23 protein-coding genes are annotated in these 26,117 nt (G+C 56.1%); 9 read left to right on the forward strand and 14 right to left on the reverse strand.

All coding sequences use genetic code 11. From position 1 onward, the window contains the following. Window positions 1-271: 271 nt before the first annotated feature. From MTX78_RS24900 to MTX78_RS24910, 3 genes are all read right to left on the reverse strand, one after another. Complete coding sequence (locus MTX78_RS24900) at window positions 272-3,325, reverse strand: DEAD/DEAH box helicase (protein WP_243803515.1); 3,054 nt, start codon at window positions 3,323-3,325, stop codon at window positions 272-274. 90 nt (window positions 3,326-3,415) lie between these two features. Beyond that, window positions 3,416-5,017: a hypothetical protein gene (locus tag MTX78_RS24905; RefSeq protein WP_243803516.1), complete on the reverse strand. Its 1,602-nt coding sequence runs from the start codon at window positions 5,015-5,017 to the stop codon at window positions 3,416-3,418. A gap of 84 nt (window positions 5,018-5,101) precedes the next feature. Beyond that, window positions 5,102-5,275 (reverse strand): hypothetical protein, encoded by a 174-nt coding sequence (locus tag MTX78_RS24910; RefSeq protein WP_243803517.1) that lies wholly within the window; start codon window positions 5,273-5,275, stop codon window positions 5,102-5,104. Between the two features lie 216 nt (window positions 5,276-5,491). On the opposite strand from MTX78_RS24910, the gene MTX78_RS24915 reads away from it, so the two are divergent. The 3 genes from MTX78_RS24915 to MTX78_RS25315 all read left to right on the forward strand — a co-directional run bounded on the left by MTX78_RS24915 (window position 5,492) and on the right by MTX78_RS25315 (window position 8,442). Continuing rightward, complete coding sequence (locus MTX78_RS24915) at window positions 5,492-7,273, forward strand: caspase family protein (RefSeq protein WP_243803518.1); 1,782 nt, start codon at window positions 5,492-5,494, stop codon at window positions 7,271-7,273. 3 nt (window positions 7,274-7,276) lie between these two features. Further along, window positions 7,277-8,158, forward strand: coding sequence for a hypothetical protein (locus MTX78_RS24920; RefSeq protein WP_243803519.1), 882 nt, complete (start codon window positions 7,277-7,279; stop codon window positions 8,156-8,158). A 158-nt stretch (window positions 8,159-8,316) separates the two neighbouring features. After that, entirely contained in the window at window positions 8,317-8,442 is a 126-nt protein-coding gene (locus MTX78_RS25315) for a hypothetical protein (protein ID WP_262924478.1), read from the forward strand. 542 nt (window positions 8,443-8,984) lie between these two features. On the opposite strand, the gene MTX78_RS24925 is transcribed toward MTX78_RS25315, so the two are convergent. The 5 genes from MTX78_RS24925 to MTX78_RS24945 form a co-directional block, all read right to left on the reverse strand. Further along, window positions 8,985-9,164, reverse strand: a complete 180-nt coding sequence (locus MTX78_RS24925) for a hypothetical protein (protein ID WP_243803520.1) — start codon at window positions 9,162-9,164, stop codon at window positions 8,985-8,987. Between the two features lie 57 nt (window positions 9,165-9,221). Next, window positions 9,222-10,085 (reverse strand): phage antirepressor KilAC domain-containing protein, encoded by an 864-nt coding sequence (locus MTX78_RS24930; protein ID WP_243803521.1) that lies wholly within the window; start codon window positions 10,083-10,085, stop codon window positions 9,222-9,224. A 71-nt stretch (window positions 10,086-10,156) separates the two neighbouring features. Next, on the reverse strand, window positions 10,157-10,510 hold the full coding sequence (locus tag MTX78_RS24935) for a hypothetical protein (RefSeq protein ID WP_243803522.1): 354 nt from the start codon (window positions 10,508-10,510) through the stop codon (window positions 10,157-10,159). 282 nt (window positions 10,511-10,792) lie between these two features. Continuing rightward, entirely contained in the window at window positions 10,793-11,077 is a 285-nt protein-coding gene (locus MTX78_RS24940; protein ID WP_317258953.1) for a recombinase family protein, read from the reverse strand. A gap of 54 nt (window positions 11,078-11,131) precedes the next feature. Further along, window positions 11,132-11,269 (reverse strand): hypothetical protein, encoded by a 138-nt coding sequence (locus tag MTX78_RS24945; protein WP_243803523.1) that lies wholly within the window; start codon window positions 11,267-11,269, stop codon window positions 11,132-11,134. Window positions 11,270-12,367: 1,098 nt separating this feature from the next. Between MTX78_RS24945 and MTX78_RS24950 the strand changes: the two genes are divergently transcribed. Then, window positions 12,368-13,822, forward strand: a complete 1,455-nt coding sequence (locus MTX78_RS24950; protein WP_243803524.1) for a hypothetical protein — start codon at window positions 12,368-12,370, stop codon at window positions 13,820-13,822. Window positions 13,823-13,863: 41 nt separating this feature from the next. Further along, window positions 13,864-14,361, forward strand: coding sequence for a M50 family metallopeptidase (locus tag MTX78_RS24955; protein WP_243803525.1), 498 nt, complete (start codon window positions 13,864-13,866; stop codon window positions 14,359-14,361). 3 nt (window positions 14,362-14,364) lie between these two features. Here MTX78_RS24955 and MTX78_RS24960 read toward each other — a convergent pair whose 3' ends face one another. From MTX78_RS24960 to MTX78_RS24970, 3 genes are all read right to left on the reverse strand, one after another. Further along, a complete protein-coding gene (locus MTX78_RS24960; RefSeq protein ID WP_243803526.1) occupies window positions 14,365-15,579 on the reverse strand; it encodes a replication initiation protein in 1,215 nt (404 codons plus the stop codon). A 765-nt stretch (window positions 15,580-16,344) separates the two neighbouring features. Continuing rightward, complete coding sequence (locus MTX78_RS24965) at window positions 16,345-16,668, reverse strand: hypothetical protein (RefSeq protein WP_243803481.1); 324 nt, start codon at window positions 16,666-16,668, stop codon at window positions 16,345-16,347. 17 nt (window positions 16,669-16,685) lie between these two features. Next, window positions 16,686-17,444, reverse strand: coding sequence for a ParA family protein (locus tag MTX78_RS24970; RefSeq protein ID WP_243803482.1), 759 nt, complete (start codon window positions 17,442-17,444; stop codon window positions 16,686-16,688). A gap of 102 nt (window positions 17,445-17,546) precedes the next feature. Here MTX78_RS24970 and MTX78_RS24975 point away from each other — a divergent pair, with 102 nt between their 5' ends. Next, window positions 17,547-17,915: a hypothetical protein gene (locus MTX78_RS24975; RefSeq protein ID WP_243803483.1), complete on the forward strand. Its 369-nt coding sequence runs from the start codon at window positions 17,547-17,549 to the stop codon at window positions 17,913-17,915. A gap of 88 nt (window positions 17,916-18,003) precedes the next feature. Here MTX78_RS24975 and MTX78_RS24980 read toward each other — a convergent pair whose 3' ends face one another. Genes MTX78_RS24980 through MTX78_RS24990 form a run of 3 tightly spaced genes read right to left on the reverse strand, consistent with a single transcriptional unit; the run spans window position 18,004 to window position 20,911 of the window. Next, entirely contained in the window at window positions 18,004-18,468 is a 465-nt protein-coding gene (locus tag MTX78_RS24980) for a hypothetical protein (RefSeq protein WP_243803484.1), read from the reverse strand. A gap of 30 nt (window positions 18,469-18,498) precedes the next feature. Next, entirely contained in the window at window positions 18,499-19,056 is a 558-nt protein-coding gene (locus MTX78_RS24985; protein WP_243803485.1) for a hypothetical protein, read from the reverse strand. Then, complete coding sequence (locus tag MTX78_RS24990) at window positions 19,049-20,911, reverse strand: DUF4209 domain-containing protein (RefSeq protein WP_243803486.1); 1,863 nt, start codon at window positions 20,909-20,911, stop codon at window positions 19,049-19,051. Before MTX78_RS24990 ends, MTX78_RS24985 begins: the two co-directional genes overlap by 8 nt. 430 nt (window positions 20,912-21,341) lie before the next feature. On the opposite strand from MTX78_RS24990, the gene MTX78_RS24995 reads away from it, so the two are divergent. The 3 genes from MTX78_RS24995 to MTX78_RS25005 all read left to right on the forward strand — a co-directional run bounded on the left by MTX78_RS24995 (window position 21,342) and on the right by MTX78_RS25005 (window position 25,870). Continuing rightward, window positions 21,342-21,680: a hypothetical protein gene (locus tag MTX78_RS24995; protein WP_243803487.1), complete on the forward strand. Its 339-nt coding sequence runs from the start codon at window positions 21,342-21,344 to the stop codon at window positions 21,678-21,680. A 253-nt stretch (window positions 21,681-21,933) separates the two neighbouring features. Further along, window positions 21,934-22,866, forward strand: coding sequence for a hypothetical protein (locus MTX78_RS25000; protein WP_243803488.1), 933 nt, complete (start codon window positions 21,934-21,936; stop codon window positions 22,864-22,866). Window positions 22,867-22,972: 106 nt separating this feature from the next. Then, window positions 22,973-25,870, forward strand: a complete 2,898-nt coding sequence (locus MTX78_RS25005; RefSeq protein ID WP_243803489.1) for a type IIL restriction-modification enzyme MmeI — start codon at window positions 22,973-22,975, stop codon at window positions 25,868-25,870. The last annotated feature ends 247 nt before the right edge of the window (window positions 25,871-26,117 follow it).

Below are 26,117 nucleotides of genomic sequence, written 5' to 3' on the forward strand. Positions count from 1 at the left end.
CATTGGAAATGTTGCGGGCCTCATTAACGATCCCGTCGGCCGCCGTGCGAGTCTTGCCACATTCTCGATCAGCCAGATAAACTAGTGAAGAGCCGCCGCCACTCTGTGCTGGGTAGCACCCGCGCCTGCCTGCTGTGGGAAGTGGTGGCTCAGGGACAACCCTTCAGCGCCGATTAAGCGGGCACCAAGCAAAGACACAGCAAGCCGCGCTTATTTTGCTCTGTATCCGTTGAAACTTGCTCAGCACCTGTTTTTTACCTAACGACTTAATTTATGTCGCTGCAGGCGGGCTCACAGGCTTAGGCCAATTGGCGGCCAGTTGCTGCGCTCGGGCAGTGCCCAGTACAGCTTCCACCACAGGGGCTACGGCTGCCCAGCCTGCCTGCGGCTGGCTCATCCCATGGCGGTGCAGCAGCAAGATTTCCCCGCGCGTTAGCCCGGTTACCCTTAGCAGGGAGAGCGCCGGGGTGGACAACCCTACCTCCAGCCGCGTTGCCAACTCGTTAAGCGCGTCGTCGGGCAGCGATACTGCCGGGTAAAGCGCCTGTACAATCGGGACGACGGAGCGCAGGTGAAATCGGGTAGCGTCCACGATGCGGCGGATGTCACCATAGTTGACCGGCACGAAGGCAGAGTTGGTGAAACGCTCCTCCAAATCTTCCAAGGGGGTGCCAGCCAGCCATGCTTCTACCAGCAGCGCCCGTTTAGACCGTCGCAGGTAAGCCACACCCACCCCCGACCCACTTGGCAGAGACTGCTGGTAAAGGCTGGCCAAATCGCCACCGAGCTGTTGGGCTACCTCGTGCGGCCAACTTTTTTCCTTGGTACCATTTTTGAAAAGCGGGGTGTAGGTTTCATCCAACTCGGGCAAAGCCTGCGTCAGGGCTAACAGTCTGGTAAGCGTCAGCGATGTGATGCTCAGCCGTCGCAGTAACTGCAGCAGGCGCAGCACCGACTCGAATGACAGGGTAGAGGTGGCGCATGCTTCTCCCACAACCGTCAGCCGCAGCATATCTTCTACCTGCTCGACGATGCCAGCGGACAGCAGTTGCTCCAGCAGGTAGCCCAACTGACTTTGTACCTGCGGCCGCCAGGCGGGATTCTCGCGGCTGGCCACGTACCCCCCGTACGTGTTGGCCAACAGCCGGGCTACCTCCGCGCGCGGCACTTGGCCCACCTGCGCCAGCAGACGCAGCACCCACGTAGCCAGGTGCGCGCTGTTGAACGAGGAAGCAAGGTCTTCCGGCCGACCTAGCACGTAATGCTGAAACAGGTGTCGGCGCTCCATTGCGTTGCGGGCAATGATGAAGGACTGGCCGCGCTCGTTGTAGCCCAGGCGCCCGGCCCGGCCCGCCATATTTTTGTATTCGGCAATAGTGAAGGGCTGCTGGTCCTCACCGGTAAACTCAGTTTCACCCAAAATCACCGCCGAGGCAGGGGTATTTATGCCGGCCGCGATGGTGGTGGTGGCCCCGAGCACGCGGATGCCGCCCTTCGGGTCGCGAAACGCCCGCTCTATCACCTCCCGCTCCTCACGCGCCAGATTGCTGTTGTGGAAGGCAGTGCCGCCGCGCAGGCACTCGCGCAGCCGAATGGCCGTGCGCGACTGGTCCTGCGCGGGCAAGGCCGCCGCTACGGCCGGCGCCCCGGGCAAGTGCAGGTCACGGGCTAGGTAACCAGCAACTCCTTCGGCCTTGCCACGCATGTTGCGAAAGACAATCACCTTGGCAGTTGTAGCCTGCGCCAGCAGCTGTCGCACTAGCGGTACGATAACATCTTGATTGCTGGGTTCTTTGCCACGCTGTACAATGGCGGACGACGGCAGCAATTGAGTGGTATACGCTTGGTTCGTGGCTGGGTCCACGTACTCGAATACGCCAGCGCGGTCGATGACCCCCTCTTCCAGCGGTACCGGCCGGCGCAGGTGCACTAGGGCTCGGCATTGCAACCAGTGCTCAAAGCCGTTGGTATCTCCGATAACGGCCGACAGCGCCACCAATTGCGGAGAAAGGCCTCGCTCGCGGGCCGTGAGCAGGTAAGTTAGCAGCAGTTCCACGCTTATGCCCCGGCCGGGATTGGTGATAAACTGCGCCTCGTCGAGCACCACGGCTCCGATGCGATTAAGCACCCCCGGGCGGCTGACCAGTAGACTCAGAAACATTTCGTAGGTAAGCAGCGCTAGGTCATACTTGCCGCGTACGAAGGCGCTCGTAGCATCTTGGTAGTCGCCGGTGCAGCGAATTACTCGCAATCCAATTGACTGCTCATAGGAAGCCACGAATTGCTCGTACTTCTCGTTAGCCAGCGCCTTGTAGGGCACCAGAAACACGGTGCGCCGGGTGTTGACGGCCGCCCGCACGGCCGCTAGCTCGCCAATAAATGTTTTCCCGCTGCTAGTAGGGGCCACCACCAGCAGCGACTGTCCATCCAGCACCCGGTACTCATTGATAGCCGCCAATTGCAGCTCGTTGAGCCCAGCAGGAAACTGCCGCTCCCACACCATGAGCACCTCCTCTGGCAGACCAAAGCCACTCAGTTCCCGCAAGCTGTTCGACACGCGCAGCCCAGTTTGCTCGGGAAATGCCCGGTAATAGTGTGGGCCAGCCTGCAGGGCTGGCAGCGCAAAACTGCCTTCTACCTCCCCTACCCAGCGAGGTGTCTGCACCGCACCCAACCGCTGAGCTTCGGCCTGTACCCGACCGCTTACTTCGGTCAGTAGGCTGGTTACGGCCAGCTCGCCCGATGCTGCCCGTAAAGCAGCCAGCAGCGCAGCCGTAAGCAGCCCGTGCTGGCCTGACTCCCAGGCTTCCTCCGTGACATTGGCAGCCGCCAGCAGCACCCGGCCGCGACCGGTGAACGCCTCCTCCAACGCATAACCTGCGCCCCGAGGTAACAGGCCGTCTTCGATTACTTTAGCGGGCGCCCCCCCACTGAAACAGCAGTCTAGTACCAGCAAGATGTGCCGGGCTCGGCTGCGACGAAAGCGCTCGGCCAAGCTAGCCATGGCAATGGTAGTGGCCGCCAAGTCGTTCAGGCTGGTATCGTAGGCGACCAGCCGGTGGTTGTGCGTACCATGCCCGGAAAAAGTCAGCAACACGGTATCATGCTCAGTGGCCTCGTCAAGCGTCCGAGTCAATAGCTGCTCGATGCCAACGTGCGTAGCTGCCTCGTCTACCAGCAGGCAGGGCGAAGTAGCGGGCAGCGTATCCTGCCACAGCGCCCATAAGGCCGTGGCATCACGTCGGGCGCAACTCAGTTCCGGAATCTCGGCATCCAGGTGGCGGTTAATGCCAATAAAGCCGGCCAGCAAGCGGGGAGTTTTCATCACGCGTAAAGGTGGGAACGTTCCGGGTAGTAGGTCCTATCGGCGGTGCACTTTTTGCCAGCCCGTTTCTCACTACCTGCGCCCATCCAGTTACACATCCTCAGCGACCGGCACCTGCAGGCCACGCAGCAGTAGTGGCAGAAAGCGGGGGTCAAACTTCGGGGCTGCCAGCAACTGCTGCCGAAAGTCATCCCGGCCGAGCCAGGTTGCCAGCGAGTCACGCAGCGGTTCAAATACGTTCACCAGCAGACAGTAGAAACCTGTATGTAGGTCGGTAGCGTCGAATACTAAGTCTAGCAGCGCGACTTGCTGCAGCGTGGCGCGGGCTACCCACACGTACTTGGGTAGAACGCTCACTAGGATGCGCCGTAGGGGCTCCCCCTCCACCGGCCGGCGCTGGCGCAGTTCTTCCTTGTAGTGATTGCTGTAGTCCAGGTAGATGTCCCACACTACGTCGGCCCGCTCCTGGATAGTGCCCGCGAACAGCTGCTCAAATAACACGGTCTGCCGGAATACCTGCTCGTAGGTGATGCGAATGTCGGCCGTAAGGGGCACGAAAATGCTGTAGAGGGAGGCGCGCCGGTACGCGTGCCAGGGCCCGGCTGGCTCCCAGTCGTCCAGCGGCCAGGGAGTCAGCAGGCGGCCGTCGTCGGTAAAGCCGTAGCGGGCAAATGGTCCCATCTGGTCGTCGTGCACGTAGAGGCGGTCCAGCGCGTCCGAAGTCAGGGCAAGTTCGACAGGGCACTGCGTGCGGCTAGTCGCTAGGCGGTAGCCGGTGACCGTTACCAAGTGACCTCGCTCTTCCCGCTCGTCGAGTAAAATAAACAGCAGCACGGGCAGGCCCAGGCGCACATAAGCGTAGATGAGTCCTTTGGCCCCCCGCAACTGCTCGCGCAACACCACGGCGGCGGCTTCGGAGTCCGCCCCCCACTCCGCAGCTTGCCGATAGTTAGTTAAATCGGCTACCAGCCCCACAGACTGAATTGCTTCTCCTATTTGGGTGTGGTCGAGGCCGGTGCTGGGAAAGGTGCGGCCCCGCCGGTAAAACAGGTTACGGGCGGCCGACGTGATGTGGTAGGGCGAGGGCTGGGTGGTGTGAAACAGCGAAGCCGTCTTGTGGAAAGCCATCCACAGAGCAGTTGTGGCGCAGGCGCTAACATTGTTGTCCTGCTCCTGAAAAATCAGGGTTTCCAGGCGTAACTGCTTGCCCAGTACGTTGATTTCATAAGGGCGCCGTGCGGGGTAAGCCCGCTGCTTGTCAGTCGCGGGCTGGTAGGGCTGCAGTAGGGTTGCCCCAATCTGTCGGGCCGGCAGGGGTTTGATGACGATGTATCCCAGGTAGGAGTTCCACAGCTCGCCCCCGGCCTGCGGGTCTAGCAGAGCCACTTCCAGAGCGGCTTGGTCGAACGCCTCCCGAAAGAAGTGGACTCGCTTGCACAGGCGCTCGTAGGCCGTAAAGCCCCGGGCGTAGTAGTCGGCATAGTCGTCCAGAAACGACTGGCTCAGGTACGGGCTCTCTACCATGATAGTACGCGCCCCTAAGCCATCGTGCTCGTGGCCCAAGTACTCAGCAAAGTAGTAGAAGTGCTGCCGACGGCGAGTAGCCTCCGCATCTACCCATTGGTTGCTGAGCGCCTCGGCCAGCGCGGCCGGCGTGAAGGGAGATACGGTGTAGGTAATATGTTGAGGCACACTATGGTGGCTAAAAGGCCAGGTTAAGGCACAAAAAAAGGCATCCGTTGCGGGATGCCTGCCAAGCTGTCGGCGCGGGCCGCCCTACAGGCGGGCCCGTACCTTCAGGCGGTCGCGGTCCACCACGGCCCGGTCAGAAAGTTCATCGGCCGTGCGCAACGCGCGAGCGACGCGTTCTTGGTTTTCACGGCCCTGAAACTGGGCCCGTTCCCCCCGAAACTCAATCACCAGCTTGGGGGACTGTTCAGTAGTTGGCATGGCAGTAGCGGCAAAATGGAACGGCAAAAGTACGCTATGTCGCGCAGATTGCCGCAAATTAAGTCAATAATACGCTGCTTTACGATAAATTCGTGCGGGCAGTTCCTATAAGGCACCCTGAGAATGGTGCCAGCGCGGGCACCCGCCCCGAGGTAGCGCGCCCAGTGTTTCGGGCTATCTTGCCGGAATTTCGCTTCTTCTTTTTTTTCTAAAGCTATGCGCGCTGCCATCTGCATTGGAGTTGACCGGACAACCAGCCTGCCCCCGCTGTCGGCCGCAGCCAAGGGCGCAGAAGACTTTGCTCGCTGGGCCGGGGCACAAGGATGCGACGTGCAGCTGCTGGTTGACCGGACGGAGCCCGTGCGGCTCCACCACGTGTTCGAGGCTGTGCAGCGGGTGGTGGAGGCCGCTACGTACGCGCAGCTTTATATCTACTTCTCGGGTCATGGTATTCTTAGCGCACCCGGCACAGAATATTGGCTGCTTTCGGGAGCTCCGCGCAACCCTAACGAGGCGATCAACCTGTTTCGCAGCACCGAAGATGCCCGGCAGGCGGGCATCCCCCATGTCATCTTCGTCTCCGATGCCTGCCGGTCGGCCGCCGGTGGTGCCCCGCTGAACGGGGTACTCGGCGGGGTTATCTTTCCTAACCAGCCAGCGCGCTCCGCCAGCACGGGGGTAGACGTGTTCTACGCTACGCAGCCCGGTGACCCAGCCTACGAGGTGTCGGAGGCGGAGGCCGCGGCACACTACCGGGGGCTGTTCACCGATTGCTTGCTGGCTGCTGTCAGTACCCCTGAACGTTCGCTGGTGGAGGACCTAGCCGCCACGCCCCCGGTGAGCATCATCACCTCGCACCGCCTGAAGGACTACCTGGAAAGGCAGGTGCCCAAAGCGGCGGCAGCCATTAGCCTGAAGCTGAACCAGCGCCCACAAGTACGCGTCGAAACGGTCAGCCCGAAATACTTTGCCCTAACCGCGGCGAATATGGCTGCTATGCCCACTGCCCCGGTGACCGAGCCCGCTACGGAGCGGCCACTAGAGCCCTTTACCACACGCCCCGTCTTCCCTTGGTCGGAGCAGCGGAATAGCCGGGGCTTAGGAGCTCCCTGGCTGGGGCCGGTAGCGGGTACCCAGGTTAACTTAGTGCCGCGCATCCGGGATACAAACAGTGAAGCAGTCGACGAGCTACGCCGCTACGCCCAATACCTGCCCGCCGATACCGCTACCGGCTTTACCATAATCGGAGCGGAGTTGGTCACGGCCGTGGTTTCTCCGGCTTGGACTGTAGAGCGGTTGCCTGCACCCGCCGCCCGGCCGGACGCGCACTATCTGCGGCTGACCGTGGACGCGATGGCTCTACCATCAGCGCTCGCCACCTCAACCATCGTGCTGGAGTTTGCGGGCGAAACGGGTGCGCTGCTAGCGGTGCTACCAGGCTTTATTGGGGTTGTTGTCGTGGAGCGGAGCCGTGTTGTCAGCGTAAACTACCGGCTGGCTCCGGCCACCCGGCCCCAGCGGGGGGATGCCCACACAGTGGCCTGGGAGGAGTTGAAAGCCGTTGCCGCCGTGACTTCCCGGCAGGGTAGCTTCGTGCTACTCGACCAGCAAGATGAATTACTCGCGCTGACGCGATTCTGGCAGGCCCCCGACCCAACCATGGCCCTGTACCTAGCTTATGGTTACGCCGAGCGTGGCCGCCCCGATCAAGTGGTAGCTACCCGGCAGCAATTGGCCGGTGAAGATACCCTGCCCCGGCTGTTCGATCTAGCCCTGCTGACGGCGCGGCACCAGGCAGTGTACCCTGCAGCAGCTGTTACTGAGCTGGTTCCCCTGGCCCCGCTGCTCGCCCAGGGCTGGGCCCTGCTTACGCCGGATAGTCCTTTGTACCAACCCTGGCACGGCCAGCTGCGTCCACACCTGCTGCCTTCCTTTTGGAGTACATACACCCGCGCGGGCTTGGACCTGGTCCGCACCACCTTTTTATCTAGTCTATAGTCTATGAAACTTGTATTAATACACGGCCGGGGGCAGGCAGGCCTCGACCCGCAGCTACTGCAGCAGCAGTGGCTGACAGCCCTGCACCACGGCTGCGCCCGGGCTCGCGTGCAGTTGCCGGCCGACACGGTCGTGGAATTTCCCTACTACGGCGACGCGCTGGCCCAAGCAGTTGCGGAAATAGACTCACCCTTGGACGCTGCCATCCGGGCGAAAGGCCTGCTGGCAGGTCCAGACGTAGCCCTTGCAGGTGAAATTCTGCTGGAGTTGGCCGCTCACGCAGGTATACACGAATCGGATATCGTGTTGGAAGTTGGCTCGGTGCCAGTAGAGCGCGGACCTGCCAACTGGGGCTGGGTGCAGGCCTTGCTGCGGGCCGTTGACCGTCTGCCTGGGCTAAACAGCCAGCTGCTGACCGCCTTTACGCGCGATGTATCCGTGTACCTAAGCTACGACGGCGTCCGGGCGCGGGTCAACGACATAGTAGCGGCTACATTGAGTACCACCGAACCGTGCGTGGTGCTTGCCCACTCGCTCGGTACAGTCGTAGCCTACGATATACTGCGCGAGCGGGGTGCTAGTCCGCAATACCCCGGTCTGGTGACGGTAGGCTCGCCGCTAGGTATCCGCGCTATTCAGCGCCAACTGGCCACTCCCCTAGTATCACCGCCCGGCGTGGCCCACTGGTTTAATGCCTACGACAACCACGATGTAGTCGCCCTGCTGCCGCTGGATGCCCGCTACTTTAACGTTACGCCGGCTATTGAGAATAAATCGGATGTGCTCAACCATACTGAAGACCGTCACGGCATCATGGGTTACCTCACCGACCCTGTGGTGGCCCGGCGCATCGTTGAGGCCCTAGAAGGCCGGCACCCGGCCTAAAAATGATTGGTAGTGCCTAGCTTTACGCAAGTCTACATGTACGGTCTGTGGTTCTCCAGACTACTGATTGGCGTTTTGTCGTCCATGCATCAAGGAATACCCTGTTGCGTTTGGGCCTAGTTGTGCGCTAGATCATTCCCCCAAAGCTCACCTTGTCCTTGAAACAGAATACTGGCGCTATTGGCCTGATGAACATCGATTCGCTCGATAAACGCTTCACCGTTATATACCTTTCGCGTCTCGACACTGGTGAAGCGAACATCAACCAGTTCTTTATCTTGTAGGATACGCGTAAAGGGAGCCAGCTCATCCGTTTTAAGCGGGAGAGTTATTTCAATGACCCAGCTACGCTCCCGGCCAGGTTGGTCGACATTGAGCACCGCATCGACGCTACCGACCTACATACAAGTTTCTACTGCCTGCTGGTGAACGTATTTGAACCGCTGCCGTTGGCTTTGATGTGAGCCCAGTTTACGTAAAACAAAGATAATGAATCCTATAGAGCGGGTTAAGTGAAGGAAAGAAACCACTCCCAGTGCCTGTCACGGGCCATCTCCACGGTGAGGTTGCTCAAGGTGGGCGTGGCGGCCATGCCTAGGCCGTACGTCATACACCTAGCCTACAGAGTAAGAAAGTAGGTCCAGAGTGCAGACGGGGTTTCCGCACCAGTCTTAGGCCACGAAGGACTTCGGCTCGCGGTCGAAGGAGATGATGCTGGAGCCGGAATGACACGCCAGAGGCTTGCGAATCTTGAGGGTGCGCTGCCAGTCGCTAGTAATGATCTAGCTGGGCTCAATGGTGAGGATGCGGGGTTCCATGCTTATCGTTAGCTACGGAGCTGGTAGTCGTCTTCGTTTTTGACCGTAGTGGGCTTGAAGGTGAGCTTGATCTCTTGAGAGAGCTGGGCCTTGATCTCGTTGAGCAGGGTGTTACTTTCTACGACCAGCTGCTTAACGTCCTGGAGCAGGTCGTGTAGGGTGGGCTGGGACTCGGTGGGAAGGGTCATGCTACGTGGTTGGTTTAGTGCGCTTTAATTTTGGCAGCTTAGATTTGAGTTGCGAGATTAGCCTAACAAGCGCCGGAGCAGGGCCATGCCTTTCACGGCCTTCACGTAGAGTCGGGGGCGGCAATGGGTGCGGCCATACTCGTTTATATGGGGCTTGGGATATTTGACTTCAAAATAGTCCTTGTACTTGGCGTAAGGCGTGCCGCTCTTCTTGATGACGACATCTCGCTCGATCAGGAGCTTATACAGCTTGTTCTGGCCGATCCGGGAGTTGGGCAGCATATTGGCGGCCTGTTGCAGGGTGAGCAGCTCGTTGCTAGCCGTGAGGAAGTCCGCAATGGCTACGGACTCGGCCTGCTGCTGGATCACCTGGTGGGCGGCTTCGGCCAGTTGCATAACGCGCTGCGACTCCTGGAAGGCGGCCTCGGCGCGGCGAGTTTCCTGCTGAAGCTGCTGCTCTAGCTTTTCATTGTTCTCTACCTTTTCCGCCAACTGGCGTAGTGCGTCGGCATAATTAGTTGGCAGCGGGTGAGTGTTGACCATTTGCTGGATGGCTTGGCGAGCCTGGCGGTAGAGCTCAAACACTTCCCGATTGCCACGGACCACTAGATACTCTGCGCAGGAGATGCTAAGTTGAAAGATCTCTACCGTCGTGGCCCCTACTTCCCGCCCCTCCACGCGGCGATATGACTGATAATCATGGCCTTCTGTAAACTTACTGCGCAGGGCCTTCACGGCGCCATCCTTGCGCGCATAGCCAATGGGCCACACGTGATCTAGGAGGACAGGAAATAGCTCGCCGGTTCGCTCGGCCTGCAGGATGGTGGTGAAGTAGCGCTGAAGCTTTGCTGAGTTGGTGGGGTGGCCGTTCGGCAGCTGAATAACTTGGTGCTGGGGAGTGGCAGGCTGGGAGTCCATCATGTGGGAAACGTATTTATAAGTGTTATGGGAAAAATCTGAGCCACTCTAGATTCCGGGGTGGTTCTTTTCGTTTAGGCCTGCGGGGTGGCCAGCGGATTGAACCAGTCGAAGGTGGCTCCCGTGGGCACCGGCTGCGGGGCTGGCTGCTGCAGGACGTCTGGGAGGGGCTGGTAGCCAATGCTGCGGAATGCCTCGTACACGCGGTCCAGTACAGCCACGCTGGGTGTGGTCTGATTGAGCAAGTTGTGCGCGTGGCTGGCGCTGATGTTGGCCTCCCGAGCTAGTTGCGCCAGGAGCGGCCGGCGGGGACGGTGAGTGGCCCACCAGGCCCGTAGGTGAGCCAACTCGGTCGGTAGATCACGGTTAGGTGGAGTAAGAACGGGGCGGCCTCGACGGCGCTTGACGTATGTGAGTTGTTGCTCCATATTCCGTAAATACTCGCCCCGGCTTGCGCCTTTTTAGAAATTCAGCCAATGTGCCCGTTCTGTACCTTCACCCGGCAAATAACACGCTGTAAATCAGGTAAAAATTATTTTTCAAAATTAGGCTTGCGTGTACCCCGGAGCGCCGACCTGATCGTCTGAGTGTCAGTAAAAATCGCTACGTAAAAAGCCCATACTTGACCTGCGAGGCGCTCGTGTCCCACTACTCCAGGAGCCGGAGGTAGCGCTTGACGCGGGACTCGCTTATCTTGGTCGCGACCACCGTTACGTGCACTGACATTGCCGCTCCAAGCATTTCTTTACCTGGGTGAACTTGGCCTCATCTACGCCGGGGCGACGGCCTAGGTCTTTGGCCAGGGCGATGCCGACGGCCGAACGCTCGCGGATACTCTCGCGGTTGTATTCGGCCAGCGCGGCGATGATACCTAGTACCAGGCGCCCGGCCAGGGTGTCTATGCCCAGGTCCGGGGCCACTAAGCGCACGCCCCGAGCGCTGAGCTCGCTGACGACCTGCCTAATGTGGGCGCTGTTGCGTCCGAACCGGTTCAGGCGGGAACAGTCACCTGATCGCCCGCGTGCACCGTGGTGAGCAGTTTTTGCAGTTCAGGGCGCTCGGTGGTGGCCCCGGAGCCCTTTTCCTGGATAGAAGTGAGCGGGGGCGATACCGGCGGCCGTGAGGGCACCTAGCTGGGTGTCGAGGTGCTGATCTTTGGCTGAGACGCGGGTGTAACCAAAGTGCATGGTCGGTTCAGGAAGTTGGGCCCCACAATGCAATAAGTTAGACCCACATTTAGTCCCTGATTTTGCGGGGCTGAAGGGCTGCCGAATAAGTGGGCATACAAGGTGTACCTTTCTGAACGTGGCCAGGCGCCCCGCTGCGGAACGCGGGCGGGCGTACATACGTGGGCGCGCGGTGGTGGTTGAAGCCCCTACGCTGCTTCTCACTTCGCTCCTTGCTCCTCCTTCGTCGTCACCGTCACTCAGTAGACCTGCGGCACAACAGCTCACCGTAAGGGACGTACTTTTCTTTATTCGATAAGGAAGCCCGAAGTCAAGGACTACGGCAACGGTGGCCGCGCAGCAGTGGCCGTTGTCGCCTTCCATATGGCGCTGGTTTTTGTTACGAAATGGAAAACCGTTACAGAAAACCCGTTTCGCTGCGGATTATTGAATCACGGAGCCGGGGCTCCATTTTGAGAAGGCCGCCGCCCTACGCCATCGCTGCGCTCGGCTAAACCCCAACGGAAAGCTAAAGCTTTACTATCGGTATTGGTTTTTATATCAGTGTGCCCGAAATCGAGGAAATCTCGAAGAAAACAGCTTTCATTTACAGGTAACCCACTTTTTCTTCCGCTGAAATGGTGGCCATTAACCACCTACTTGTAGCCCAGTAGCGGGCCCAGAAGCGGATGCCGTAGCCCGAATCAGTAAGCCGCTTACCGGTAGCCTAATGCTGAGCTTATAGCACCCATCCATTTTTATCGTGAAGCAACCTTTTGCCCGCCCCGGCGTTAGGCCGCCTATTATACTGAATATTAGCGAGTTATTCCATAACGGCAGGGATGAATTTTGCGTATAGTTGTACGGTTGCAGCATGCTTAAATATTTTTTCAAATTTTTCTCTGGAAACGGCCATTTCCAGGGGAGCTGCAGTTTGGAGCGCGTATTTAAGCTCGTGACGGTAGTCGTCACGGTCCCAACAGACCTACCTGCTGGCGGCTGGCCGGGGAGATTGGTGTGTTGCTCCCCGGCCAGATTCCACCGCTTTTTACGCACCACCTGCTTGGAATCAGGTACTGCCTCGGGCTGGCGATAACACCAGCAGCAACACACCCATACATGCCTTCAGCCGTTACTAAACGCCTTTGCCTCCCGGCTAACCTTGACATCCCGAAATTCTTACACGATTTGGCTCACTTTGGTGAGAAGATCGCTGAAGGCGGGCTCTGCTTTCTTTCTTACGTAGTACAAGCCGGCAGCTATGGCGATCACGTCATTGATGACGGCTTCGGCCGGAACTGGCGCCAGGTACACTCCGATATTCCGCGCAGCTTTCTGACCGATGACTATGTCGCGGTCCTTGACTGCATGATAGCCAGGGGCTACATTGAGCGCATGGATGCCGATCCGGAAACCGGCGAGTACTTTGCGGATGGTTTCTACCTGCGGCCAATCGCCAGCTTGAAAGGTCGCGAAAGTCAGGCTAAGCAATTTCGCATCCACGCTCAGCAACTGGGGAGTGACAAGAAGTATAAGGTACTCAACGTAACCTTGGGTCAGCGAGAGCTTAACAAGTTTGTAGGTATTGAGAACCGCGTAACTTACGTGAATGAGAAATACCGTAACCTGGTGCGCGAGTCGATGAAGAAGATAGTATTACTGGATACGGCCGAGTCGCGGGCTGCCATCAAGAAGCTCTATGAGGAGAACAAGGTGCGCGTGACGCCGGAAATTTTTCTGGACGTCTTTAATAACCAACCTTTCAAGGAGGTGCAAGTTGACCGCTTTGGCTATCGAGTGCACTCGCAAATGGTTACTGTGCCGAAGCTTTTGCGCGAGTTCTTGCGCTTTGACTTCGACATGGTTACGTCGCTGGTAGAGATCGATCTGGTGAACTCGCAGCCGGCCATCTTTGCCTCCATTACGCCGGCGCTCATCAAGCGCTTCGCACCGGAGTGCAAGGGAGCCATCCCGCTGTTTAAGGCGGTAGAGAAAGATGCTAACTGGCAGCTATTTCAGCAGCTCTGCTTCGATACGACGATTTACGAGACGCTGCAGGATGCTTATAACAAGGCCTACCAGCATAAGATGTTAAAGAAGCTGACGCGCGACGAGGCTAAATTGATCTTTTATCTGGCGGCGTTCGGAGACTACGATTACCTAGAGACCGAAAACGTTGGCCATCTAGAAGGGCTAATCAATGAGGGTATTTTATTTGGTGAGAATGACGAAGTCATCGATAAGCTAAAGAAACGCATCTTCGCAGCTCAGGCCTACATCATGTTCAAAAAGCTATTCCCGACGGTGCACCAGCTCTTCTATGAGCTAAAGGCCCTGAAGTGGGACTTTAACCCCGGCATTAGCTACTCCAATAATTGCCTGCTAGCTCAGCGCATCGAGTCCGGCCTGGTCTATACTACGCTGGTGAAAGCCACGCACGAAGCCGGTATTGAAGTGGTGACTATTCACGATTCCTTGCTGGTGCGCCAGGAAGACGAGGTCCGCGTGCGGACCATCGTGCAGCGCGAGCTGGCAAAGCTGAAGCTCAAGTTGCGCCTGAAGAAAAAGGCGTAGGTCCTCCCCTACTTCCCCCCTCTAATTAAGCTCAATTATACATGCTGATTGATATAGTCTCGCTGCTAATCTTAATGCCTGTAACTTTTATACTCAACACGATCGCCCATGAGTTAGGCCATGCTGTAGCTGGTAGATTGGTGGGGCTAACTATTCACGAAATATTAATTGCAACAGACGTAAGAAAAGGCCAAGTGAAGCCACGGTTTACAGTGGCTGGCACCGAGTTCTACTTGGCCCCTAATAGTCTCTTATCGTCTGTCACCACATCAGGTGTTGCTTTCAGCCAACATCCCATTAAGCAAATTATCTTCAGTCTGGCGGGTCCACTGAGTGGCGCTTTAGTAGCAACCGTATTCGCCTACTTTTCTGTGGGCCTCACGGGCACTGCTGCCGTCAACGTCATTGCGCTGAGTATTTCCATCTTCTATATCATTATGGACTTGGCCAACCTTGAGCCGCAGTATCAAGCGTATAATATACCCAGTGATGGTATGAAAATACGCAACGCTTGGCGACAACTGCGAGCCAGGGAGTAGACGTTAGCGCTTTACCAGGTAGTCCACCCCAGCGCGGCTTTCCAGCTGGAAGCCCTGACTCAAGTACAAGCGCAGCACGTGCTCCTCGAAGGTTTCCTCCACTAAGATCTTTTTCAGGAAGGGGCCGGGGTTAGTAAACATCTCCCGCACCTCGGCCAGCGGCAGTGCTACTTCCTTCGCTGCTAGCGCCTGAGCCTTCGCTGACCGTTTCGGAGCAGGCCGAGCTTGCTCCTCCAGAAACTCGGCCAGCAGGTACTTCTCGGCCAGCGCTTTATAAATGGCCCCCGAGGCTCTTTTCACTTTGCCCAACTCTTTCTGCTTGGTGACCCGGTTGAGCACAAACTCTACGTAGTCTAACCCGTACTCGCCCGCGGCCAGCTGACCAGCAATTTGCTCCAACGACCGTTTGCTCACGCCAACGGCTAGGAGCGGCTGCTTCCAGTCAGCACTCTCGGCTGGCTCGGCACTTTCAGTATGCTCAGTATACTGAGCATCTTTGGTAATTTCAGTATTCACAATTTTCTCAGGATGCTCAATCAGAAATTTGATGCGCTGCACAATCTGATTTTGCCGTTCGGTCTCGAAGTTGAATGGCATATCGGTGGAGGCTAACTCCCGCTGGGCCTTATCTAACACCCGGGCCTTGAACGAAGAAAAACGCGGGTACTCGTTTTCGGCAATGTCCAGAATAAAGCGCAACTGCTGCAGCGTCATCGTGCGCTCGCCAAACGTAGCGTACTCCTTTAGAAGCCAGTAGATCCGGAGCGCATACGGGCTTTTCAGCTTCCGGAGCTCTGCGAGGGTCGCCGTCGTGAAGTTGCCCGATGACCGGAGCTGTAGCAGGTACGGCATGATCAGCGGGTTGAAGATGGCCACTACTCCCCCTTCGTCGCCTCTGTATTCGGCCTTGGCCAGCAACGGGATGTACTCGAAGTGGGGCTTCTTGCTTCGCTTTCGGGTGCCCTCCTCCAGCTTCTCGATGTAAATGGTAAACGAGCTAAGCTTCTTACACATCAAATCGATCTGGTGGTAGGCCGACCCGCCCTCCGGTTGGAAGAAGATCTCGCGGATCGGAATCACGTGCTCCTTGAAGTCGGCGTCCTCGTACTCGATGCGGGCGAGCAACGACAAAAACAGGCGCATCTGCAGCGGCTCAAAGCTAAATCTGGCATTGATTAACGCGTTGTGCTGGGCGACAATACGGGCGTTGTTGTCCATGGTCGAAGGGAGTGAGTCGGGGCATTTTTGTTGCACCCTGAGCGGTTTACGTTAAAAAGGTAGCACCCTGGTGAAGCATTCTGTTGCGCCCTGACGTCATTTTTGTAGCACCCTGGCTAGTGTGGATAAGTCAAGGCATTCTTGTTGCACCCTGATCGGCGCAGGGCATTTTTGTTGCACCCTGACGGCATTTCTGTTGCGCCCTGGGGGCATTCTTGTTGCAGCCTCACGGCATTCTTGTTGCAGCCTGACCGTACATCCTGCTGAAATTCAGTTAGATATGACCCCTGTAATACTATAATATCAATAAGTAAAGTAAACTAGCTAGTAGGAGCTTCTTCAAAGGGCATTCTTGTTGCACCCTGACCAACTGCCCCTGCGGGGCATAAGCCGGTAGTACAAGAATGACGGGCAACTATAGACTGCCCCTAATGGGGCAAAAAAAAGTTTATTGCTTTAAATATAGTTTTTTACTAATATATACTGTCTAAACCTCCGAGGGCGGCTTTCCATTCATTAATAGGTCCAACTTTAGTACCCGATACTTTGCTTCAACGATGCGAATGATTTCCTTCAGCTCTCCTCGTTGACGGACTCCTTTCAATCCAAGAGCTACCGTTCCAGTGAGCTTGAAAACGTTTGGGCCAAGCAATAACCACACATCGTCATTCGACATTTCACTGCTTATTTCGCAGTAGAGAAGCGATGTTTTTGATTGGAGGCCATTAAGGTGCTTCAAGAGTTGCTCGAAGGTGTTTATAGCCATTATGCCCCCAGTTTGCGATTAGTTTTGCGCAGCTTCTCCAGTACCTGGGCGGGCAGCTCCCTTTGTGCCGCGGGTAATTGCTGCAGGGCCTGCTGCAGGGCGTTGTCCACAAACTCACGGATCTCGAAGCCGGGCTCGTAGTACTCGGCCTGCTTGAGCTGTAGATAAATGGACCGGTGCACGTAGGAGCCAAAGGCCACCCAGGGGTCGGGGTCCTCCGGCGGCGGGGCGGGGGCCTGAACGGGCGCCGTGGCATCGGGGAACATCAGCCCATTAGGCGCGTCTAGTAGGGACGGGCTGGGCTGGCTTAACTTAGTCTTCAAACGTTCAGAACGGGCGCTCATAGTCGGGCTAGCATTTCGGTGGTAAGTTCCTCGTAGTCCTGGGCGCCGGCGCTCTCAGGGGCGTAGGAATAGAGATCTTGCTTTTCAATCTGGGCCTCGGCCAGCTTGCCGTTCTGGCGGATGCTGGTGGCCATCAGCAGGGGCGCCATCACGGGATTGTCGCGCATGACTTCCACCACGTCGTGGTGCATGCCGAACCGGTAGCTGGGCGAGTATTTGGTCAGGAACAGGCCGCCCACTTTGAGCTTCTGGTTGAAGTTCTTGGCCATCACGCGCACGGCCTCCAGCAGGGTATTAAGCCCCTCGTAGCCGAAGAACTCGGGCTGGGTCGGAATGAAGACGGCATCACTGGCCACCAGGGCGCCATACGTGAGGCTGGTGAGCGCCGGCGGGGTGTCGATGAGGCAGTAGTCGAATTCGGCCGCAACGTCTTCCAGCTGGTCGCGCAGAAAGAATTGGTAGGCGGGCTGCTGACCGAGCACCTTCTCCAGTTGCGTGAGCTCCAGAGCCGCCGGCGCCAGGGCCAGGTTCGGGCCCACCTTGAGCAGGATCTGGCGCAGGGTTTTCTCGCCCTGAATCACGTGGCCCAGGTGACTGACCACCTGCACCGGGAACGACATGGTCAGGTTGTGCTGGGGGTCGCAGTCCAGCAGCAGCACCCGGTGGCCCCTGTGGGCCAACTGCTGGGCCACGGCCAGCGTGCTGGTGGTTTTGCCCACGCCGCCCTTGTGGTTGGCAAAGGTAAGAATCCGCATGTGGTAAGAGGGTTAGTTGGCCCAAACATACCTGGTAAATCGAATATTTCCAATATTTATAAAATATTTAATATGTTTGGCAATCTCGGTATACTAAAAATATTGAATATACTGGGCGTATTTAGTACGCCGGGTGCAGCAAGCGCCGGTCGTAGTATCTTCGCGCCCCAACCAGCGCGACCGATTAGCGCCAAGAAGCTAAGCCTCCCCGACAACTTAACCGCCTACGGCACCAATAAGGCCTACATCCGTATTTTCAAGTATACCCCGCTCAAGCAGTTTGATCACCTGATCTGCATCAATGGGGACCGGAGGCAGGGGACGACCGGCGAAGTAGCCCACCTGAAGATTAGCGAAAAAGTCTACAATGCCATCGCCGAGCGCTACCCGATTGCGCAGCGGGAAGCTGGCCTGAAACGTAGTGAGCTATTCGTGGTCGCCGACGTACTGGAGTTAGTGGCGTCCGCCTAGAGGCCAACCATAAGCCAGGGGACAAACAAAAAAGCCGGCTCCTGTTAATAGGAGCCGGCTTTGCAGCATGAAGTAATTCGGCAAACAACTAGTTAATGGCAGGCCACTTTTCCAGCTGCCCAGTTGGCAAGCGGTGAGCCAGCCGGCAGGCATCGGCCAGATTACGCGCGGTAGTTTTGTCGATGGTGCCTAGGATGAGAGCATGTGCCGGATTGGCCGGCTCTGTGATTGTTGCGTCTATTGCATCTGGCACGCAAGTAAGACTGCATTCTTGGGGCTTAGCAGCTGGCAAAAGGCCTGCCATGAAAAAGCCACCAGCTTTGGTTCTTTGACTAAAAGCTGCTCTATCCAAGCACTGTTCTTCGGTATTTAAGACGGTAAGCCACACCCGCATGATGTCCACCGAGACACCATCCAACGCGTGGGTAGGCTTGTACTTGAATACAGCACTGGATAACTGTGGGCGCTCTTGCGCATCAAGAATAAAGTTGCCAGCCGCGTCCAGTTCTACGTGAGAGGGCTGCAAGGGAATACGCCGGATTAATTCATCCACAAGGGTAATGGCTTCTGGCATTACGGGCACCTATTCGTCGTTGAAAATTGCGTACCAATTCACCGCGTCACTCAACTCATAGGTTTCCCATAGCACTTGGTTGGCTGGCCCAAAGAAAGTGAATTCTAGTCTTCCATTCGGGCTGATTTCAATTTCTAGCGGCCAGCGTCCCCCGTTTATATCTAACTGTACGCCCCCGTTGCTAAGCGGGTACGCCGCTAGGCGGGGGTGCTTAGCAGCTAGCAGTTGTAGGAAGTCAGGTTCCTGCATAACTGTCAACGCGGCCTCTATGGCGGCAGCCTGGATGGTCTGCGCCCCATAGGAATCCCAATCGAGGGGCAGCGTGCTGAAATCTTGCACTACACGGGCCACCCGTTTCAACAAGTTCACCAGTCGGGCGAAGGTGTTATTGGCTGGCGAAACTATTATTCGCGGAGTTTGATGCGCGGTGGCTTGGTACACGGCCGCGTCTGCGACCATATAGTGATGCCAAGTACGGAGCGCCAACACCTGCGCCTGCTCGACGTTGAGAGCGGAACGGGAGCCAGCCAGCGACTGGCGACGGGTTGGAATTAAGGTATCAGGCATGATCGGAGGGGCGCAATTCGTAGTTAGCCAGCTTCAGTATCATAGTCAGCACTAAAAAAGCGCTTTCCAGTCCATATTCAGAGTCATCCATCAGACCGTGGGCAATGCGGTTGCGCAAGTTCTGACCAACTTTCTCCTGCAAGTAAAAGCGAATGTAGAACAAGTCTTCGGCTTCGATGCGGCCATCCTCCTGTAAGTCGCGCAGCAGCTCATCGAGCAACTTTTCGTGCACGATACCCGCTCGTTTGGGCCGAAAGGTAGGGATACCGAGCAGCTCGCAAAGGTAGCGGAGCAAGTATTCCACCTTCAAGACCAGCGAATCGGTGGAGGCAATAAAATCCGGTTCTTCCGTGTGGCCAGCCCGCCAGCGGTCTAGCTCGGCGAATAGCATCCGGATACCAGAAGCGAGCAGGCGGAGGGGTTGTGTCTGGCTTTCGCGGCCATGCTCACGTATGGGGCGGGGCTGGCCCACCCAGGTCTGAGCCAAGTGCTGAAGCACGCCTTCGGCTGTGAACTTGCCGGCTTTGTAGGCTTCCAGCATCAGTTTCACTAACGACTGGGTAGCAAGCTGGCCGAGCAAACCGTAGGCTTGCAACACCCGAAACTCCTGTTGCTCCTCTTCGGTCTCGAACTGCTGCACGGGGTTGCCGTGCTTATCCTCCACAGTGACGGGTAGAGCATCGAGAAACGATGTATGGGTGGTTTCCTCGTAGGCTCGTACGGCGGCCAGAGTAGGGAACATGGGCGTCAGTGTCATGATATCCAGTAGCTCGTTCTCGGAGCCCTCCTCGACGTGCTGCATAATGGCGGCCAGCCGCGCCTGCTGCTCATCGGCCGGCAGGGAAGTGCTGACTTGCCCTAACCCAAACTTGGTGCGCCATTCCTGGTATTGTTGCTCTAGGCGGGCCACGGCAGTGTGGTCGTTCAGCTCTTGATACAAGCGTAGTGCCTGTTGCGTGAAGGTGACGGCCGCCGAGTTGCCATCGGCATCGGCTTCCTGGCTGAGCAACTCGTATTGTTTGGCCACCAGCAGCTGCCACGGCCGGGTGTCGAGCTTGGCTAGCTTGGCTAGCTGCGCCGTGGCTTGGGCTAACTCCATTGCTCCGTACCGATAGGACTGACCCAGCACCTCAATGGCTTGGCGGTTTTTCTCCAGGAAAGCTGTCAGATTGCCGTTTGGAAGGAATAGGGTGAGCTGTTCGGCCACAAGGCTGGTAAACGTGCCGAGCAACATGGGGGTAGGTCGGCGGGTTGGATCCCAGGCTTGGTGTTGGGTAATGATGGCTTCAACTAGAGTGGTAAGCAAAGCCGCAACCGGCTGGTCGCGCTGTCGGCTGATGGCTAGGCGGAACGCCAGTGCCAGCGCCTGCACAGCATGTAGGATGTAGTGCTGCGCAGGTTCCTGTACGTCGCGCTGGAAGTAGTGCGTGCTGAGCTGAAGTAGCACGTCCACCAGCGCCGCCACCTGCTCAGGGCGACCCGCCTTCTTGCGCAGGTACAGAAACAGCCCATATTCACTTTTCAGATACAGGTTGCCAGTAGCTTGGAACCGGGCCGTGAGGTAGTCATACTCAGCGGAGGCGTAGGCACTAGTATCGGGCCAGCCCACTTCCTGGGTGGAACCGTCGGGGGCGGTACGGGTTTGGGAAATCTGGTAGCCCACGCCCGTATCAAGCCGCTTGCTGGCGGCCAGTACCTCCTGTTCAATTCGGGCCATTCTGGCAACTTCAAGCTCTCGAGCAGCTTCTAACTGTATGGCCAACTCGCCTAGGTGAGCGGTAATATCATGTTGCTCGTTTACGTCGGCTTGGCGCTCGGCTAGTTCTTGCAGGTAGATTTCTAGGATGTTGGGCATAAGAACGGGCAATTGACGGGTATGCCGCCACGGCTAAGGTAAGGGGCGAAGCGTAGATAAAATACCACCCGTCAGGCTGCAACTTGATAGGCTAATGTTAAAAAACAAAAAAGCCGCCGCACAAGGAGGGACTGGCCTTTCACTATGGCAACGGCAAAAGCTTATTTGGTCCTTTTTCGTCTTTGCCGTCGAAGACAAGTCAGCAGCTCGCCGGTATTGATGAATGTGCTGGAGCTGCTTGGCTCGTTGGCAATGCGCACCATGCGCACCGGATGACTTTACCAGCTTACAGGTTTTTAATTAAGTGGGGTAGTGGTAAGTTATGCAAGCGGGCAAAAGCTGAAAAATCAAACAAACAAAAGTATACTGGCTAGCGAGCTTAGCCAGGATTATTGGGTTAGTGCTAGTTTTATTTGCCGAACTTTCTGCCTTGACCCCTGTCCCTGTGAATTATCCTGACTTCGGTGCCCGCTGGCTTAAATCCGGCGGCGCCAAGCATTCCAACTACCGCCTGTTTCTGCAAGACCTGTGCGACCCACTGGGCATGCCCCGGCCCCAAAACCGACGACGCTGCCCAGGATACCTATGTGTTCGAGCAATGCAAGCTGTGCGGGCCGTAGTGCAGCGGACCGCCGCGCCACTGAACGCTGCCGCCGTGGCCGCCCGCTTTCGGGGCAGCAGCGCCAAAAACGTTCAGCCGCTGCTCGACACGCTGGCCGCGCTGGCACACATTCGTCAACTCGAAAACGGAACCACCTATGCCACCTAACTATCCTAGAAGCCAATTTGAAGGCCTGAAGGGTATCAGTGAAAAATGCAGCCATCTTGTGCGGCCAGGCGAGTTGTTCTCCGGTTTGGCCTTGTCCAGCGGTATTGCTCAGGTTATGCAGATTGCCAATCCTTATTGGGAGCTGCACAAACGAATACAGGCAATGCTGCCCAAGACCCCTGACTTTTCTGGTGTGTTGGCTGCCACTCAACATACCCAGTCTATCTCAAAGCAGCTACAGTCCCTATATGGGTTGGCCCGTCCATTCGCACAGTTCGACTTGGCAGCACTTGCGCCCAAGAACCCGCTTGGTGAATGGGCCAAAGCGCAGCAAACTCTTGCTGCGCTAGGCGACTGGACGAAACTACAGCAGAATGTATTGAGGCCCCTAGGGGCGCTGCAGCAGCAAAACACCCCGCTTGCGTCCTTAGGCAAGCAGCTAACCCAGAGCTTCAGTGGGTTGCAACACATTATGGATTGGGCGCGCACCAGCCAATCCGCCTTATCCCCAGCGACGTGGTCGACCCAGCTCCTATACTGGGCTGGTAGTTTCGACGCGGCTTTTGCAAAATTTGATGACCAAGCAGAATACGACCTGACCTCGGAGCAAGAGGATGTGGCCATGCCCGACATGGTCTACAGCCTAACCCCGCTAAGTGAGCAATTCGAAACGCTGGAAGTCACCACTGCCGCTGATGTAGCGGCTCTGCGTGCATATCTTGAAGAGTTATATATAACGTTGGCAACGGCAGTTAGTTTGGCTACTTCGTACCTGCTACGAAACGGCAAAGTCGGTGTTGCCGGCCTATTGCTATATGCTGGGTCGTGGGGCGGGCTCCAGTTTCTCATAGGCTTGCCAGCAACCATAGACTTCTACCTGCAAAAGGTAGACATCCGGCTCCATCCCGAACACTCGGCTGCTACGAAAGAGGACCTAACGCAGCTGAAAGCCGACATCATTGCTAGCATCAAACAGCATGCGACTGAACAAGGCCAGTTACGCGCCGTGGCCCGACGGCTCCGGGTCCGGATGAAGCCCACTGAGCAATCCACATGTCTGGGTACTATTGAAGCGGGCCAGCAGGTGGTAGTTCTGAGGAGGGGCAAACGGGCATATATCTCCTATCAAGATGTAGACCAGCTACCCATGCACGGATGGGTACTGAAAAAAAACTGCGGATTGTAACTAATCCACCACAATTGGTCCACTAAGGAGAAGCTGCTGGCTGCGTATCTAACTATTCAGTAGGTCGTTGCAGGATTGGCAAAAACACTATTCTTAACCACTAATTATGAATCCATTATTTACGGCCGAGCAGTTGCGGGCTCCGCTAGCGCGCTTTCGCCTAAGTCAGTTCGCCGACCTTCGGGCTAAGCAAGCTCTACTTGGCGAATGGATTGCACAATTAAAGTCGGGCAAACTCACCAGCCTGAAAGAAGAGGAAGTGAAGTCTCGCTTTGTAACAGACTTTTTCGGCGAAGTGCTAGGCTTTAACAGCGGCAACTCTCGCACTTGGCAGCTGCGAGAAGAACTACGTACGAAGGTAGATGCCACCAAGGCAGATGCTGCGCTAGGCTATTTCAGCACTGACCGCGCAACGGATATTTGCCGAGCCGTTATTGAGATTAAGGATGCTGCTACGGAGTTAGATGCCCGCCAGAAGCGTCCCGACCCCAAATCGGCCGTTGACCAGGCATTTGAGTATGCCCCCAAAATGCGTGGCGAGTGCCGTTGGGTAATTGTTTCTAATTTTCGAGAAATCCGCTTTTACTGGGCCAATGACCGGAGCCGCTACCAGCATTACCTGCTGGCCGAGCTAGCCCAGGAAGAAAAGCTGAAGGAGCTACTGCTGCTGTTTCACAAAGACCGATTTATCACCCGAATTGGCGAATCACGCACCGATAAGCTGCTTCACAGCACAGCAACTCCGGTGCCCGTTGCAGGTGAGCAGCACGTTGTGGATGAGCTATATCAATGCTTGCAGCGCTTCGAAGGGCTGAATTTTGTAAATCCCAATTACCTGGCGTCACTCTACCCCTTCAATATCCTCAACCAGCACGTGTGGCATTACCAGGATGGCACCCTCCTGACGCTAAACCCACACATTTGCTGGTTACTCGAAGGCTTGTCAGTACAGGACAATCAATTGGTGCTCAGCGAAGCCTTGCATGATGAATTAGTAGGAGCCGGGGTAACTAATTATGAGCACAAGCTTGCATGGACAATCCGGTACCTGAACCGCTGCCACATCACGTATTTTAAGGCCGTTCGCGACTACCAGGCTATAGACGCCCGCCACAAAAACACCATTGGCTTCAGCTACCGCCACATGTTTTACGTCGGCGAGCAGGATGGCATCGAGAAAGAGCTGGACTTGTCGCCAAAAGCTACGTGTCAGTGCTTGATATGCCTGTACCGCCGCCTTGACCTTACCGCGTTTCTGGAAAAGCTGAAAAGCGCCGCTGGCTACGAAGAATACTACACGCTTGAATATGCCTATGGCAACTACCTAGCTGCCACAAATAACTACCGAACGGCGCACGACATTTACCTATTTATTGAACGCCAGGCCAAAAACCAGCAAGACCAGGGCGTTACCTACTTTCTGGCCAAGCAAAACCGCTTGCACCTGCATAACCTGCTTCAGTCCAGTTATTTCCACGACGATCAGGAGCAGTTGCTGGCCAATATCCGCGACATTGACCTAATAAGTGTCATCAGTGACGAACTGGAGGGGGAAATCCATCCTGAAGTACGCAAGTACCTGCTCGATATTGAACGCGACGACCTGGCCTATAAAGTACAGGACGAGCTAGATGAGCGAATAACACGCCTGCTCAACCGCCAACGGGCCCTAATGCGGGGTGGTACCTATCAAGGTCCTGATGACCTCCTGCACCTGTGGTACCAATATGATTTGCTCTACCGGCACATCAACCTGAATTACTTTGTCTACGATGGGTTTACAAAGTATCGTTCACTAGCCAAACGGCTTTTTGAAGCAGCGCTGATTGGTTATTCCATACCGGAAGCAGACGAAACAAGGATGCATGAGTACTTTGTTAGAGAAGCCATATTTCACATCAACTCCCGCGACTTGGCCGGTATACTGAAGAAGACCAAGAAGCTAGTAGTAGCCGAGCAGGGCCGGCAAGATTTGCTGAGCCAAACTCGCAATTTGCTAAAGTCATTTTACCAAAAGGGCATTTTTAATGCTCCTTATGCGACATCATTACTACAAGAGTTCTTGCTGAACCGCCGCTTTGAAGAAAACATCACGGATATTTTCAGCAACCTTTTCATTATTCTAGCCCGCCTTAGGCTGACCGTTGAAGATGTCAATGAAATGGCAGAAGCATTGGCCGGTTTTCTATCAGTAGAAACGGTTCTTGGCTGGAGCGATGTTGAACATCTTGCGTTTTTCTTGCAACGCAAAGGCAAGCTGTTCACCCAAGCGCATTTGCACAAGCTGCTAGAACTTGTGCTGCTGGAAAATCGGGTGCGCGGCAACCGCTACCAGCCGCTGATTCCGCCCATTGTGGAAGCGTTGTACGTGCAATATCCCGACTTCAAAATCACTGAAAAAAGCTTGATTCGCAAGGTGGTAGCCAACTGCTACTCAGGCACAGGTGTACGTGCTGGCTTTAAGCACCTAGCCCAACTGCATCGCATCACAGACTCCGCTTGCACGACATATTTACGAGCCGAGTTTCAAGAATATCTCAACGAGCACTTTGACACGGATTTGTACCGCTCGCTGCTCTGGCATGATGCTCTGGCTTACGACGAGCACACTTATTTCGCCCAGTGGGTACAAGAAGTAGCCCCAACCGCTCATAGAAGCTTCGGTGGCTTTCAGAATGGTAATCCTCAGTTTCAGAATTACACGTTCTTAAATTTTGCTTTACTGATTTACGAGAAGAATATTCCTTTTGACACAACGGCTTTACAGCAACTCACCGACCTACCTGATTTTGAGAGTTGGCTCATACGCCCCGATGAGTTCGATTATGAACTGTTTGATGTGAACTGGCTCACCGTACTACGGCCCTATAAAGCCTTTTTTACTCGTCTGCGCACAATAGCCCCTTTGCACTATGCCACCAAGCATTACATAGAGAATAATTTCAATCCAGATGTGTACACTTTGTACAATAAGCATTTACAACCCGGAACCGAGAATGATTGATTTTTTTAGGGGTGCTATAGCTCGCAGTTATTTCCATACAGTTGGTTTATCAGTTGTCATTTACGCTTTAAGTACTCTTACAAGCACACCATAGCCGTGCGGTCGGGGCTGTGTCCATATAAGGCATGACAGTTGAAACAATCAAGCTCGGCATTAGCATAATGCTTATCATATAGTCCTTAAATAACTGGAATAAGCGTGAGAAAGGCACTGCTATAATTTTGCTGGTAGTAAACGATGATAGCGG

The sequence above is a fragment of the Hymenobacter tibetensis genome (genome assembly GCF_022827545.1).
GTDB classification, from domain to species: Bacteria; Bacteroidota; Bacteroidia; order Cytophagales; family Hymenobacteraceae; genus Hymenobacter; species Hymenobacter tibetensis.